This is a genomic window from Qipengyuania pacifica, assembly GCF_019857205.1.
GTDB classification, from domain to species: domain Bacteria; phylum Pseudomonadota; class Alphaproteobacteria; order Sphingomonadales; family Sphingomonadaceae; genus Qipengyuania; species Qipengyuania pacifica.
Genome location: NZ_JAHWXO010000001.1, coordinates 246792 through 260141, shown reverse-complemented (window position 1 = coordinate 260141; position 13350 = coordinate 246792). Strand labels below are relative to the sequence as shown.

Sequence of the window (13350 nt, the reverse complement as noted above, 5' to 3'; positions counted from 1 at the left end):
CTCGCTGTGCGATAAGCGGCCAGATATTTGCGCAACAATTCGATCTTGCGTGCGTTCGCGATCTGTTCCAATCACGGCGCATGATGGACTCGATAATGGAAGCGCAAAAAGCCGGAGTAGTCGCAAGGGGCATTGCGCGGCTCTTTGCGCGTAATGACATCTGGTGCCTGTCGGAAATGCCGCTCAGAAATGGGCGCAGAGCGGATCTGATGGGCGTGGATTCCAAGGGCCGCGTCATAATTGTCGAGATCAAGGTCCAGCGCGCAGATCTGCTGGGCGACGGGAAATGGCCCGATTATCTCGATTTCTGCGATCGCTTCTTTTGGGGGGTACCGCCGGGCTTGGATCGCAGTCCTCTGGAGGGCGAAGGCTACCGTCCGGATTGCTGCGGGATTATCGTGGCAGATGGTTACGATGGCGAGATCCTGCGGCCTGCTCCGCTACACCCGCTTGCCGCGGCGCGCCGAAAGGTCGAGGTCGAACGGCTTGCCCGTGCCGCGCTGCGCCGCGCGACCGTTGCACTCGACCCACAATGTGCACCTTGGGGTACACCGGAATAGCTTTTCGTTGTTTCCGGAAGGTGCATTGCCGCCTACCATCAACGCAATATGCTCGGCGCCATAATCCTTTCGGTACTCGCGATGACCGCTATCGTTTCGGTCCGCTACCTCGCCGCGAGCGGATTATTCGCTTTTGTAACCAACCGCGTCCGGCCCGGCTATCACGCCAAATTGGGGACGCAGATCCGCAAGGAGATCGGCTGGTCGCTCGCCTCTGCCGCGATCTACGGGATACCGGCAGGTGTGGTTGCCTGGGGCTGGCAGGCGCTCGGATGGACGCGGATCTACACAGAGTGGGACGCTTACCCACTGTGGTATTTGCCCGTCGCTCCGATGCTGTACCTATTGGCTCATGACAGCTGGTTTTACTGGACCCATCGCCTGATGCATCGGCCAGCGTGGTTTCGCACCATGCACGCCGTCCACCATGCCAGCCGCCCGCCTACGGCTTGGGCAGCGATGAGCTTCCATCCGTGGGAAGCGCTGACCGGCGCGGTGGTGATCCCGGCGCTTGTCTTCCTGATCCCCATCCACGTGGCCATGCTTGGCGTGGTTTTGCTCGTGATGACGGTAATGGGCGTCACCAATCACATGGGATGGGAGATGTTCCCGAAGTGGCTGGTTCATTCCAGGTTGGGAGGCTGGTTGATAACGGCGAGCCACCATCAGCGTCATCACGAAGAGTACAAATGCAATTACGGCCTCTATTTTCGCATCTGGGATCGGCTTTGCGGCACGGATCGCGGGCTAAGTCCGGACGCGTGAATCATGTCTTTGCACTGATTTCACTGGTCTTCGCACCGTTGCTCATCGCTTCAACTGCGCCAGCGCAGGAAGGGGCCACCGTGACGGTCACGGTTACCGATCTGCGCAATTCCAAAGGTATCGTCCGTGCCTGCATGACCGCGGGCGAAGCGACGTTTCCGCGCTGCCGCGGCGTGCCGGGCGCATATGGTGCGACGGCGCAAGCTAGAGAAGGCAGCGTCACCTTCACGTTTTCCGGCGTGAAACCAGGGCAGTATGCCATAGCCTTGCTCCATGACGAGAATTCGAACGGCAAGGCCGATCGCGCCCTGGGGATGATGCCGAAGGAAGGCTTCGGCTTTTCTCGCGACGCCAAGGTCCGGATGGGCCCGCCGCGCTTTTCCGATGCCGCAATCGATATCGGTGCGCAGGACCGCAAGCTGACCATCCGGATGCGCTACATGCTCTGACGCCGCTTTTGGCGCAGCCTCATGGTTAATTTCTTTAACCCGATCTTTACCGCACCCGCTTCATACCGCCTTCGATTGGGCAGAACTCTTCGGGGGCTAATGCAGTGATAGACAGGCTGGGCGGCTTTTTCGGCTTCCGTGATCGAGAGGAGGACTTCGACGACGATTACGTCGAGGAGGACGACACCGATCTCGATCCGCCGCCATCGCCGGTCGGCCAGGACGAACGCCGCATGCAGGTTCGCGCCTACAATCACTGGGCGACGCTTCTCGGCGATCTCAACTTCCCACACATTTCCGACCTCGAACCCGACACGCTCGACGACTTCGGGCCCTATTCGGTTCTGCTCGACCTGTCGGACGATATCGACGATCCAAAGGTTGCGTTCGTCGGCTCCGAACTGACGGTCGAGTCCGGTCAGGACAGCACGCTTTCCCGTCTGTCTGCCGTGCCCAGTCGATCGGTGCTGAGCCGCATTACCGATCATTACATGCAAATCATCGCCAATCAGGCACCGATCGGATTCGAAGCGGAATTCTCCAACGAACGGGGCGCGAACGTCCTCTATCGCGGTATATTGCTCCCCTACTCGAGCGATAACGAGACGATCGATTTCATCTATGGCGTGATCAACTGGAAGGAAATGGCCGACCAGCAGACCGCCGACGAACTGCTTCTGGCGATAGACCAAGCTCTCGGCCCGGTAGATGATGGCGAAAGCGATCTTGATACCATGGTCGAGACGGCCGAAATGCTCACGTCGGGCATGGACGCGGAACACTCCGACAGCATACTTGAACTCGGACACGACACCATGACCGACAGCCCTGCGCACAATGCCTTGCCACAACCTTCTTTCGGCGCGGCAGATGATGATGAAGACCGATTCGCAGAACCGAGCGTCGCTGATCAGCCCGCAACGCGTGTCGATGCATTGGGCAACCCGATCGGCAACTACGTTCCAGACGACATGGGCGAGCCGGAATACGAAGACGATTTCGATCATCCTATCAAGACTGCCGCAGATTATGGCTTGCCGGATTGGGACGACGAGGAAGAGGGCGACGAGGACGTTGACGCCGTGGTCGATCCGCTTGCCGACGATGAGACGTCGAGCAGTCTGATCTCGCTGGTCAGCCGTGGCGGCCGGACAAAGAAGAGCGTCGACCTTTCACATCAGGAACCCGCGCCTGCCATTCCGCAGGCTTATGAAGGCGAAGGCTTCGCCCCTCCGCCGCGCGTTCCCGAGCCCTACGAGGCACCTGCCGAAGAACCGCAGCTCACCGATATTCCACCAGAGGACGTCGAAGAAGTGGCGGCTGCGCCAGATGCCAACTCGGAGGACGCTTCGCCTGAGGGCCTCTACGATTGTCTCGCTGCGGCGCGCGAAATGGCGCAGGCTGCGCAGAACACCGAGGATCGCAGCCGCAAGACACTTTATTCGGCGGTCGCAAGGGCTTACGACTTCAGCCTTGAAGCGCAGAGCGCTCCCGGAGATTTCAACGAACTGCTTATCGACAACGGCCTGACCGTTCAGGATCGCGCGCCGATGACGCCGATCGTCAAGCTGGTTTTCGGTGCCGATTACGACAAGACTCGCCTGACCGAATACGCCGCCGTGCTGATGCATGCCCACCGTATCGGTGTGGAACGCGGCAAGCTCGCAACGTTCCTGCGCGAAGCCGAGGGCGGCCTCAAAGGGATCGTCAATGCCGAACGCGATGCGCGTAAGGAAGAGCAGGGTAAGGCCGTCGCGGACAAGAAAACCGTTCGCCCTGCCCTTGCGAAGAAGCTTCGCGCCCTGGAACCGCTTTCCCTCGCCGATCTAGACGAGGACGGCACGGAATTCGCATTGGTCATGATCCGGCGCACCGCTGCCGGTACGTTGGAAATCGTCGGCGAAATACCTGACGACGTGCCGCTGGTGGAACGCGCCGCGCGCAAGCTGCTCGCCTAGGACAACGCTGCTACAATTCGCTTGTCGCCCCCGCGCTCGATTGGCTAGCGCGGGGGCGATGCCGTTTTTCCCTACTGCACCCGTCCGCATTCAGCCCTATTTCGGCTATAGAAACCGTGAACGGCTGCGCATTTCGGCCAGGGCCTTGCGTTCGCGCGTCGGCAAGTTCGAGCAGCGCAGCAAGTGGCGTGCAGCGAAAACCATGCTGAGCCAGTTCGTCAGCCATGAAGTCCCCGATCTACCTGTCGAACTGGAAATCGCCCTTCCCGACGGAAAGGCTCAACGCCATCTGGGGCGAACGGACAGCGAAGGCTTCGTCAATTTCGATATCCCGCTCGAACCCTGCTGGGATTACGGTACCCACCCTGTGTGGGATACGGTCGTTTTCCACTGGCGAGCGGGCGAGGAAGAACAATGCGTCGATGCGCATGTGCTTGCGCCAGGGGCCGATACCGGTCTGGCAGTTATTTCGGACATAGACGACACAATCGTCGAAACCGGCATCACTGGCGATTTTCGCGCAGTATTGCGTAACTGGCGCAGGATCCTGATCCAAATGCCGGAAGAACGCATCCTCGTTCCGGGCGCCGACGTATTCTACAACGCGCTGGGCGGTGGAGAAGCGCTCACCAGCGGAGAAGGTCATGCCGGCGAGACGCAGCCTGCGACTCATCGGCCGTTTTTCTATGTTTCCTCGAGCCCGTGGAACCTGTTCAGCTATCTGGTGACCTATATTCGTGGCCGGGGCCTGCCATTGGGGCCCATTGCGCTGCGCGACTGGGGCCTTAACCGTGCTACCTTCGGATCTGCCAGCCACGGTGCACACAAGCGCGCCGCCATCGAAGCCATTATTGAAACCTATCCCGAGATAAAATTCGCGTTGATCGGGGATGACAGCCAGGGCGATCTGACCGCATTTGCCCAGATTGCGGTCGACCATCCCGGGCGGGTTCGCGCAATCTTCATCCGAAAGGTTGGCGATGCGATGAGCTCGGAGGAACTGACGGCTACCGCAAATCTCGAAGCGGCCCAAATACCGTTATGGCTGGGCGATGGCTATGATACTGGTCACGAATTCCTCGCCTCCATCGGCCTCCTTGGCGACGGAGAGGCAAAGGCGATCGTCGACACGGTAGAAGCAACGAAAAAGCGGAAGGCATGAAGCGCGCGATGAAGATCGGTCTCGGCATCGTTCTGTTCCTGTTGTTGGCCGGCGGCCTGCTGTTGTTGGCCATACGCACGAACGGTCCCGCAGTGTTGAATGGCATCGACCGGCTTACAGGTGGCGGCCGGGGCGTCACGCTGGTTTCGAACACCCAATATGGCCCGCACCGAGACCAGAAGTTGCGAATTTATGCGCCTGCGAAAGCCGACCATGACCAACCCTTACCGATCATCCTTTTTGTTCATGGTGGCAGCTGGAGCTGGGGCGACCCGGATGATTACACATTCATCGCGCGCGCTCTAGCTCCGGAAGGCTTCGTTGTTGCGCTGGCCGGTTACCGGCTGGGCGAGGACGGACGCTATCCCGCCATGCTGGAAGATACCGTAACCGTCATCGGCCAAACGGTTCGGATCGCGCCGCAATTCGGCGGTGATCCGGGCCGCGTGATCCTGGCCGGACATTCGGCAGGCGCGTACAATGTGGTTCAGGCGGCTTTGGAGGAAAAGTGGCTCTCCCGCATCGGAGTGACGCCGCGCGGCGTGGTCGGCCTGGCCGGGCCCTATGATTTTTACCCATTCGATAAGGATTCGAGTCGGGACGCATTTGGTTCGGTAGGCGCCGGACCCGAGAGCCAGCCGGTCAATCACGCGCGCGCCGACGCGCCGCCTATGCTGCTTATACATGGAGAGCGCGACACGCTGGTAAAACCGCGCAATACCCGCGGTCTGGCAAAAGCCCTGAGAGATGCGGGAGCGCCTGTGGAAACTCGGTTTTACGACAGCTTCGACCACAATGCCCCGCTCATTTCCTTCGCCAGCCCGTGGCGCAATTCGCGCGATGTGGATGATGCCGTGGTCGAATTCGCCCGCCGGGTGAGCAAGGTTTCAGTTCCGGTTCAGGCCGAAAGCCCTTAGGCTCGCCGCCAATGCGCCTATTTGCCCGCCTGCTCGCCATGCTTGCTGCCGCCATGCTCGCGGCGCAGCCGGTTGCTGCCCAGTCCATTCTGCGCGATGCAGAAACCGAAGCATTTCTTGATGAAATATCGGCTCCGCTAATCGAGGCGGCCGGACTGCAGCCCGACAACGTCGATATAATTCTAATCAACGATCCGTCGATCAACGCCTTCGTGGCGGGCGGTCAGGCGGTCTACATCCATTCTGGTCTGATCGACGCCGCCGATACGGCCGAAGAGGTTCAGGGCGTGATTGCGCACGAACTGGGCCATATCACCGGTGGGCATATCCTTCGTTATGGCGAAGGTATGGCGTCGGCCACCAAGATCACGGTGCTTTCGCTCTTGGCCGGCCTTGGCGCTGCGCTGGTAGGTGCTGGCGATGCGGCCATGGGCATCATGATGGCCGGGCAGCAGGCGGCGATGGGCAAGTTCCTTTCATTCAGCCGGACCCAGGAATCGTCTGCCGATTTTGCCGGGGCTGAATATCTGTCCAAGGCGGGTATTTCCGGACAGGGTTCGCTCGATTTCTTCGGCAAGCTGCTCAATCAGGAATACCGCTATGGCTACAGCCAGAGCGATGAGGCAGGTTTCTATCGCACGCACCCGCTTTCGGGTGACCGTATTTCGGCATTGCGCGGCGTGTATGAAAAAGACCCCGCATGGCAGCGTCCCGCGAACGCCCGCAACCAGGCGAATTTCGAACGGGTGAAGGCCAAGCTCATCGGTTACATATCGAAGCCGTCGACGACACTGCGCGATTATCCCGAAACCGACCAGACGATACCCGCGCTCTACGCCCGCGCCTATGCCTACCACCAGAATGCCCGCGTTGATCTCGCGCTCGAGACGGCGGACAAGCTGCTGGCAAAGGATCCCGACGACCCATATTTCCTCGAACTCAAGGGACAGGTCTTGCTTGAATCGGGCCGCCCTCGCGAATCGCTCGAGCCGCTGCGCCGGGCGACCGATTTGACCAATTCCGAACCGCTGATCGCCAGCCTGTTCGGTCATGCGCTGATCGCTACCGAAGACAAGAGCAATTACGAAGAGGCCGAGCGTGTGTTGCGAGCCGCCGTTGGGCGGGATCGTCGCAATCCCTTCGCCTGGTATCAGCTCGGCGTCGTCTATGCAGCGCGCGGCGATACCGCACGGGCCCGCCTCGCTTCCGCGGAACAACAGGTGATGAACGGCGAATACGGGCTGGCCATACGCAGCGCGCAGGCAGCGGAAAGCGGACTGGACCACGGCAGCCCGGACTGGATCCGGTCACAGGATATCGGGATGCAGGCACGCGCCCTGCTCGAACGGCAGTGCGAAATGCAACGCAAACGCAACTGTGCGCCCGGCTGACGAAACGAAGGAACGTCATGAAAAATCATCTGCTGACGGCGCTGATAGCGCTGGTGTGCGGTTTCGCCGGTGCAGGCCTCTGGTCGCTATCGGGCCTGGGTCACAATCAGACACGCAACTATCTGCTGTCGAACCCTCAGATCCTGCCGGACATGGCCGAGGCGTACCAGCGCGAACAGGCGAAAGATCGTCTTGCTCAGGCGCCTGAAGGGGTCAAGCAGCCCTTCCCTGGCGCGGTGCTCGGCAATCCCGAAGGCTCCCACGTCCTGGTCAAGTTCACCGATTACGGCTGCACCTATTGCCGTCAGTCGATCGCGGGAACGGACGAGCTGATCGCTGCGGATCCGGAACTGAAGGTCGTCGTGCGCGAATGGCCCATCTTCGAAGGCAGTGAAGCGGCTGCGCGCATGGCACTGGCCGCCGCGAAGCAGGGTAAATACGCCGCATTCTATCACGCCATGTTCGAACAGGGACCGCCCAGCGACGCGACGATTGCTCGCGCAGCGCAGATTGCCGGACTGGATCAAGCCGCGGCAAAGGCGTTCGCCCAGTCCGATGAAGCCACGGCAGAGCTGGACCGGAACATGGCGTTTGCCCGGTCCATGCAGTTCAGCGGCACGCCCAGCTGGATCGCAGGCGACGAAGTGATCGAAGGTCTGGTGCCGCCCGAACGGCTGGCGGAAGCGCTGAAATCGGCAGCCGGATAGTGGCTTAGCCCTCTTCCTCCATTGCCTTGGCGTACATGGAAGCCAAGGGGCGTTCCATCACGCGGCGCACCATCGGTTCGAAGAACTCGAGCGGTTCGCTTTCATAGTCGGGATCGAAGGCGGCCTGATCGTATTTCTCGCAGAATTCGCGGCACGCTTCGAAATGCGGATGCTCGGCAAACTTGTCCCGCGCGTTCTGATCCATCCCGAGGAAATGGAAGTAGTAATATCCCTGAAACGCGCCGTGGTTCTGGCATATCCAGTGGATTTCGTCAGTGACGAACGGCTTGATGATGGAAGCGGCGACTTCGGGATGATTGTAGCTGCCGAGCGTATCGCCGATGTCGTGCAGCAGGGCCATCACTACATATTGTTCGTCGCGCCCATCACGGTGCGCGCGCGTAGCGGTCTGCAGCGAATGCTCGAGCCGGCAGACGGGAAAGCCGCCGAAATCGCCATCGAGAAGCTTAAGATGGTCCAGCACACGGTCCGGCAGTCCCTTGGCAAAAGCGCGGTATTCGCCGCCGATGATCGCCCAGTCTTCGGCCGTGCCTTCCTTCATCTCGCGGAATTTTGCCCGTTCGGCGGCCGAATGTTCGATGTTTTCCTGAATGCCCATCGCGTCTCTCTCTCGTTTTGCCTGTTACGGTGAGTGTAGCGGCTGGTGCAATTCGTCGCAATTGCGCTAGAGGGGCGTTCCAATGGCAGTCTTGCCCATTCGCCCCACGCCGTTCTTCGCCAACAAGAACCAGGCGTTTTGGAACCTCCAGCTGGCCGGCTGGGGCGGTGCAGCCATGCTGCGCGCGATGTCTACCCTGGCGAACGGCCAGTCGCCCGACCGCCTGGTCATCATCCTGATATCCAGCATCACCGGGTTCTCGATCAGCCTGATCCTGGCGGTCATCTACAGCAAGCTGATAAAACAGCGGCCGGTCATCACCTGGAGCGCGACGGCAGTCGTGCTGGCCTTCGCCGTCGCCTTGCACGCTTTCATCGACAGCTGGGTACTCAATGTGGCGGGCGGCGCCACGGGCAGCGGCAATTTCGTCAGCCTGTTCGTCGGCATCTACTTCATCGACCTTACCCTGCTCGGCGCCTGGTCCGCATTGTATTTCGCGATCAACTTCTTCCTTCAGATCGAAGAACAGGCCGACCGGCTCGAACGGCTGGAAGCGCAGGCAACCAGCGCGCAGCTTGCGATGCTGCGCTATCAGCTCAATCCGCACTTCCTCTTCAACACGCTCAATTCGATCAGTACGCTGGTGCTTCTCAAGCAGAGCGAGACCGCCAACGCCATGCTCACCCGGCTGTCCAGCTTCCTGCGGCATACGCTGGTCACTCAGCCGGGCGGCAAGGTTTCGGTGGCGCAGGAAGTGGAAACGCTGAAGCTTTATCTCGGTATCGAGCAGATGCGGTTCGAAGAACGCCTGCGCTCCACATTCCGGATCGAACCCGAGGCGGCAGGAGCGCAATTGCCCGCCATGCTGCTCCAGCCTCTGGTGGAGAATGCGATCAAATACGGCGTCAGCCCGCAAGAAGAAGGCGCAGAGATCGCCATCGTTGCGCAGATCGTCGGCCCGCGCCTGCGCGTGACCGTCTCGGACACCGGGCCCGGCATGACCATGAACGGCACGGAAGAGGGCCTGCCTGCTGTCCGGCCAACCCATGCCCGCCGCGATTCGACCGGGGTGGGACTTGCCAATATTCGCGACCGGCTGGCGCAAGCATACGGTGAGGAGCACAGGTTCGAAATCCGCTCACCGGAAAGCGGCGGCTTTTCCGTGCTCGTCGAGCTGCCGTTCGAGCCCGATTCGGAAGATGCGTTAAGCCAGGGGCAATCAGCGCCCGCCCAGCAGGCCGCGTTTTCGCAGAAACCCACGCCCCCCACGGCCGTTATACCCCCACACCTACCCCCGAAAGCACCCCAGACGACATGACCATCCGCACCATACTCGTCGACGACGAGAAGCTCGCCATCCAGGGTCTCCAGCTTCGCCTCGAACCGTTTGAGGATGTCGAAATCATCGACACCTGCCAGAACGGCCGCGAGGCGATCCGCGCGATCAAGACCCAGAAGCCCGATCTGGTCTTCCTCGATATCCAGATGCCCGGTTTCGACGGATTCTCCGTGGTGCAGGGCGTCATGGAAATCGATCCGCCCCTGTTCGTGTTCGTTACCGCTTTCCAGGAACATGCCATTCGCGCCTTCGAGGCGAATGCGGTCAACTACCTGATGAAGCCGGTGGACGAGGACAAGCTGGCCGATACGGTCGAGCGTGTGCGCCAGCGTCTGGCGGAAAAGAAATCGACCGAAGAAGCTGAAAAGCTCAAGAACGTTCTGTCCGAAGTGGCACCCGAAGCAGCCGAAAATCTCGCTGGCGAGGATACCGAAGCGGCAAGCCGGTTCGAAAAGCTCATCAATGTGAAGGACCGCGGCCAGATATTCCGTGTGGAAGTCGGCACGATCGAACATATCGAAGCCGCCGGCGATTACATGTGCATCTACACGGGCGACAATTCGCTGATCCTGCGGGAAACGATGAAGGATCTCGAACGTCGGCTCGACCCGCGCAAGTTCCAGCGCGTCCACCGTTCGACCATCGTCAATCTCGATCAGGTGCGCCAGGTAAAGCCGCACACCAATGGCGAATGCTTCCTCGTCCTGGACTCCGGGGCGGAGGTGAAGGTGAGCCGTAGCTACCGCGACGTCGTGGCGCGTTTCGTCCACTGATGGCATTCGAGCTAGAGGGCTTCGACCTCATCAGGTTCGTGAACGACACCCTTGCCGAGGATCTCGGTACGGGCCTGCCGGGTGGTGGGCGCGATGTGACCAGCGAAAGCGTAATCCCTGCCGATGCAGGCTTTGCAGGCGTCATGGATACGCGGGATGCCATCCATGTAGCCGGTCTGCCCATCGCCGAAGCATTTTTTCGCGCTCTCGATCCTGACATGACGGTCGAGATTCTCGTCGAAGAGGGCGCGAGCGTACCTGCGAACACCGATCTCATGCGGTTCGAAGGCAATGCTCGCGCGATGCTGACCGCCGAACGCAGCGCGCTCAACACCGTTCAGCACCTTTCCGGCATCGCCACGATGGTTGCCCGATATGTTCGCGCGATGGACAATCCGGGCTGCACATTGCTGGATACGCGCAAGACCATTCCCGGTCTGCGCCAACTTGAGAAATACGCCGTGCGCATGGGCGGCGGGTCGAACCACCGGATGGGTCTGTGGGACGCCGCGATGATCAAGGACAACCACGTCCTTGTCGCAGGATCGGTCGCCGAAGCGGTGCAGCGTGCGGTCGCGGCAGGGGTGCAGGAAATCATTTGCGAAGTCGACCGGATCGACCAGATCGAACCGGCGCTGCAGGCGGGCGCCACGCGGCTGCTGCTGGACAACATGGGGCCTGCAGTACTGCGTGAAGCTGTCGCGCTTGTGGCTGGTAGGGTCCCGACCGAGGCGAGCGGCGGGATCGATCTCGACACCATTCACGCCAAGGCTGCGACAGGGGTCGATTACGTTTCCGTCGGTCGGCTCACGCAAAGCGCGCCCGCTGCGGATATCGGCCTCGACTTTACGCCGCTGTAATTTCGGATATTCCTGTCTCCGACATTTGCGAGAGGGGAATTCATGAAACCGGGCTCCATCAGAAAATTCGACTGGCTCTATCTCGGGTCGATCGCCGTCAGCCTGCTGGGTTTTGTCTTCAATTACGACACGATCGCCGCCCAGACCAATGCAGAACTCGCCGCCCAGGGTGTCGAGGGCCTGAGCACCGGAGTGCTGATCGGCGGCCTATTGTTCGGAACGGCGATCAGCCTGGCACTATGGTTCATGATCTCTATCTTGCGCATCGAACTGGCCAAATGGCTACTCCTCCTGCTGACGGCCTGGTCCGTCCTGACAACCGCCACTGCGGCCGCATCCGTTTTCGATTCCAGCGTGGCGTGGGGCCTGATCAGCACGATCATGACGATCGTCGCTCTCTGGTTCCTGTTTCAGCCGGATGCCAAAGCATGGTTTGCCGAAAAGAAGGGCGGCGACGGGCAGCCATAAGCTGGCCGCTGACGCTTCGCTTCGAGCGAAGCCCCGCCGAACTCATGCTCTCGTCAACCCGTCCAAGGATGCTGGCCGCCTTCGCAATGGCTGGCCTCGCGTATCAGGCGGCCCCGCTTGCGGCCCAGCATTACCAGTGCAGCCCGCCACGCACAGTGGCGGTTCCCCGTATCGAACGCGAAGCACGCCCACGCCCATTGCCGATAACGGGATACACGCTGGCACTGAGCTGGAGCCCCGAATTCTGCAAGCCGCGTAAGGGGCGCCCGCAACATGCGCGTCAATGCAACGGGCGGGACGGTCTGTTCGGCCTCGTGGTCCATGGATTGTGGCCGAACAGCGGACGCAGCTGGCCACAGTGGTGCACGGCACCGCGTCAGCCGCTTGCGCGCGAGATAGCCGCCAATATGTGCCTTTCGCCCTCGGCCGCGTTGATAGCGCGTCAATGGGCCAAGCACGGCTCCTGCATGGCGCAGCGACCGGCAACCTATTTCAAGGTCACTCGCATCTTGTGGCAGGGCCTGCGCTTTCCCGACTTCGATCGCGTGAGCCGTGAGGATGATCTGACCGCCGGTACGATCCGCACGCGGTTCGTCGATGCAAATCATGGCTGGAAACCAGACGCGGTTGGCGTGCTGTTGAACAGTCGCGGATGGCTGGAAGAATTGCGGCTGTGCTATGACAAACGCTTCATGCCCACCGCCTGCGACCGACAAAGGTTCGGCGCGCTAGACGAGACTCCGGCAAAAATCTGGCGAGGGCTTTGATACGCACTACAGTCGAACGCGCTCTCCAGGTACCGAGCGCGAACATATCCTGATGCTCACCGGCGCTGTCTGAAAAACTCCCGCAGGATTTGTGCCGCCTTTGCCTCCCCCATGCCCGAATAGATGTCGGGCTTGTGGAGGCATTGCGGTTGGTCGAACACCCGCGCGCCATGTTCGACCGCCCCGCCCTTGGGATCGCTCGCGGCATAATAGAGCTTGCCGATCCGCGCATGGACGATCGCACCGGCGCACATCGCGCAAGGCTCCAGCGTGACCCACAATTCGCAATCTGTGAGGCGCTCTTCCCCAAGCTTCCTTGCCGCAAGGCGAATCGCCTGAATCTCGGCATGGGCTGTCGGATCATGCTGTTCGCGCGGGGCGTTATGGGCTTCTGCCACGATCGTCCCGCCGCGCACGATCACTGCGCCCACAGGCACTTCGCCGACTCGGGCGGCTTCTTCGGCGAGGGCGAGCGCACGGTGCATGGGTTGCGGAAGGGTCCAGGAAGCCATAGCGGAACTGCGCTAGCTCGCGTGCACTTGGGGCGCAACGTGCTTGACGATTCGCACCCTCGCAGCTATGCGCGCCGCTTTCCGGGATTAATGAGCCCCGCAA

Annotated in this window: 15 protein-coding genes; 13 read left to right on the top strand and 2 right to left on the bottom strand. The window is 60.9% G+C overall.

Going from position 1 to position 13350, the window contains the following annotated elements; genetic code table 11:
* Window positions 1–95 precede the first annotated feature (95 nt).
* The 8 genes from KYK83_RS01420 to KYK83_RS01385 all read left to right on the top strand — a co-directional run bounded on the left by KYK83_RS01420 (window position 96) and on the right by KYK83_RS01385 (window position 7909).
* Complete coding sequence (locus KYK83_RS01420) at window positions 96–560, top strand: MmcB family DNA repair protein (protein WP_248284186.1); 465 nt, start codon at window positions 96–98, stop codon at window positions 558–560.
* A 48-nt stretch (window positions 561–608) separates the two neighbouring features.
* On the top strand, window positions 609–1325 hold the full coding sequence (locus KYK83_RS01415; protein ID WP_222826934.1) for a sterol desaturase family protein: 717 nt from the start codon (window positions 609–611) through the stop codon (window positions 1323–1325).
* The gene (locus KYK83_RS01410) at window positions 1322–1774 is read left to right on the top strand and encodes a DUF2141 domain-containing protein (RefSeq protein ID WP_346729398.1); all 453 of its coding nucleotides are present in this window, start codon (window positions 1322–1324) and stop codon (window positions 1772–1774) included. The genes KYK83_RS01415 and KYK83_RS01410 overlap by 4 nt, the downstream gene beginning before the upstream one ends.
* A gap of 104 nt (window positions 1775–1878) precedes the next feature.
* On the top strand, window positions 1879–3732 hold the full coding sequence (locus KYK83_RS17510) for a PAS domain-containing protein (protein WP_222826932.1): 1854 nt from the start codon (window positions 1879–1881) through the stop codon (window positions 3730–3732).
* Between the two features lie 58 nt (window positions 3733–3790).
* Window positions 3791–4894, top strand: a complete 1104-nt coding sequence (locus KYK83_RS01400; RefSeq protein ID WP_222826931.1) for an App1 family protein phosphatidate phosphatase — start codon at window positions 3791–3793, stop codon at window positions 4892–4894.
* Entirely contained in the window at window positions 4891–5811 is a 921-nt protein-coding gene (locus tag KYK83_RS01395) for an alpha/beta hydrolase (RefSeq protein WP_248284185.1), read from the top strand. Before KYK83_RS01400 ends, KYK83_RS01395 begins: the two co-directional genes overlap by 4 nt.
* Before the next feature lie 11 nt (window positions 5812–5822).
* Entirely contained in the window at window positions 5823–7202 is a 1380-nt protein-coding gene (locus KYK83_RS01390) for a M48 family metalloprotease (RefSeq protein ID WP_222826930.1), read from the top strand.
* A gap of 17 nt (window positions 7203–7219) precedes the next feature.
* Window positions 7220–7909: a DsbA family protein gene (locus KYK83_RS01385; RefSeq protein ID WP_222826929.1), complete on the top strand. Its 690-nt coding sequence runs from the start codon at window positions 7220–7222 to the stop codon at window positions 7907–7909.
* Between the two features lie 4 nt (window positions 7910–7913).
* Here the strand turns inward: KYK83_RS01385 and KYK83_RS01380 are convergent, their stop codons facing one another.
* Window positions 7914–8528, bottom strand: a complete 615-nt coding sequence (locus tag KYK83_RS01380) for an HD domain-containing protein (RefSeq protein WP_222826928.1) — start codon at window positions 8526–8528, stop codon at window positions 7914–7916.
* An 82-nt stretch (window positions 8529–8610) separates the two neighbouring features.
* Between KYK83_RS01380 and KYK83_RS01375 the strand changes: the two genes are divergently transcribed.
* The 5 genes from KYK83_RS01375 to KYK83_RS01355 all read left to right on the top strand — a co-directional run bounded on the left by KYK83_RS01375 (window position 8611) and on the right by KYK83_RS01355 (window position 12735).
* Window positions 8611–9846, top strand: coding sequence for a sensor histidine kinase (locus tag KYK83_RS01375; RefSeq protein WP_103025195.1), 1236 nt, complete (start codon window positions 8611–8613; stop codon window positions 9844–9846).
* Window positions 9843–10640, top strand: a complete 798-nt coding sequence (locus tag KYK83_RS01370; RefSeq protein ID WP_103025196.1) for a LytR/AlgR family response regulator transcription factor — start codon at window positions 9843–9845, stop codon at window positions 10638–10640. The genes KYK83_RS01375 and KYK83_RS01370 overlap by 4 nt, the downstream gene beginning before the upstream one ends.
* The gene (nadC, locus tag KYK83_RS01365) at window positions 10640–11500 is read left to right on the top strand and encodes a carboxylating nicotinate-nucleotide diphosphorylase (RefSeq protein WP_222826927.1); all 861 of its coding nucleotides are present in this window, start codon (window positions 10640–10642) and stop codon (window positions 11498–11500) included. Before KYK83_RS01370 ends, nadC begins: the two co-directional genes overlap by 1 nt.
* Window positions 11501–11542: 42 nt before the next feature.
* Entirely contained in the window at window positions 11543–11968 is a 426-nt protein-coding gene (locus KYK83_RS01360) for a hypothetical protein (RefSeq protein ID WP_103025198.1), read from the top strand.
* An 86-nt stretch (window positions 11969–12054) separates the two neighbouring features.
* Window positions 12055–12735 carry a ribonuclease T2 family protein gene (locus KYK83_RS01355; protein WP_248284184.1) on the top strand — a complete coding sequence of 227 codons (681 nt, stop codon included), beginning with the start codon at window positions 12055–12057 and terminating at the stop codon, window positions 12733–12735.
* 56 nt (window positions 12736–12791) lie between these two features.
* Here the strand turns inward: KYK83_RS01355 and KYK83_RS01350 are convergent, their stop codons facing one another.
* Complete coding sequence (locus tag KYK83_RS01350) at window positions 12792–13247, bottom strand: nucleoside deaminase (RefSeq protein ID WP_103025200.1); 456 nt, start codon at window positions 13245–13247, stop codon at window positions 12792–12794.
* Window positions 13248–13350 lie beyond the last annotated feature (103 nt).

Excerpts from the sequence above, each read along its gene's own strand:
- KYK83_RS01415 (WP_222826934.1), top strand. The coding sequence starts at position 609 with ATGCTCGGCGCCATAATCCTTTCGGTACTCGCGATGACCGCTATCGTT.
- KYK83_RS01380 (WP_222826928.1), bottom strand. The coding sequence starts at position 8,528 with ATGGGCATTCAGGAAAACATCGAACATTCGGCCGCCGAACGGGCAAAA.
- KYK83_RS01350 (WP_103025200.1), bottom strand. The coding sequence starts at position 13,247 with ATGGCTTCCTGGACCCTTCCGCAACCCATGCACCGTGCGCTCGCCCTC.
- KYK83_RS01420 (WP_248284186.1), top strand. The coding sequence starts at position 96 with ATGGAAGCGCAAAAAGCCGGAGTAGTCGCAAGGGGCATTGCGCGGCTC.
- nadC (WP_222826927.1), top strand. The coding sequence starts at position 10,640 with ATGGCATTCGAGCTAGAGGGCTTCGACCTCATCAGGTTCGTGAACGAC.
- KYK83_RS01355 (WP_248284184.1), top strand. The coding sequence starts at position 12,055 with ATGGCTGGCCTCGCGTATCAGGCGGCCCCGCTTGCGGCCCAGCATTAC.
- KYK83_RS01400 (WP_222826931.1), top strand. The coding sequence starts at position 3,791 with ATGCCGTTTTTCCCTACTGCACCCGTCCGCATTCAGCCCTATTTCGGC.
- KYK83_RS01390 (WP_222826930.1), top strand. The coding sequence starts at position 5,823 with ATGCGCCTATTTGCCCGCCTGCTCGCCATGCTTGCTGCCGCCATGCTC.
- KYK83_RS01370 (WP_103025196.1), top strand. The coding sequence starts at position 9,843 with ATGACCATCCGCACCATACTCGTCGACGACGAGAAGCTCGCCATCCAG.
- KYK83_RS01360 (WP_103025198.1), top strand. The coding sequence starts at position 11,543 with ATGAAACCGGGCTCCATCAGAAAATTCGACTGGCTCTATCTCGGGTCG.
- KYK83_RS01395 (WP_248284185.1), top strand. The coding sequence starts at position 4,891 with ATGAAGCGCGCGATGAAGATCGGTCTCGGCATCGTTCTGTTCCTGTTG.
- KYK83_RS01375 (WP_103025195.1), top strand. The coding sequence starts at position 8,611 with ATGGCAGTCTTGCCCATTCGCCCCACGCCGTTCTTCGCCAACAAGAAC.
- KYK83_RS01385 (WP_222826929.1), top strand. The coding sequence starts at position 7,220 with ATGAAAAATCATCTGCTGACGGCGCTGATAGCGCTGGTGTGCGGTTTC.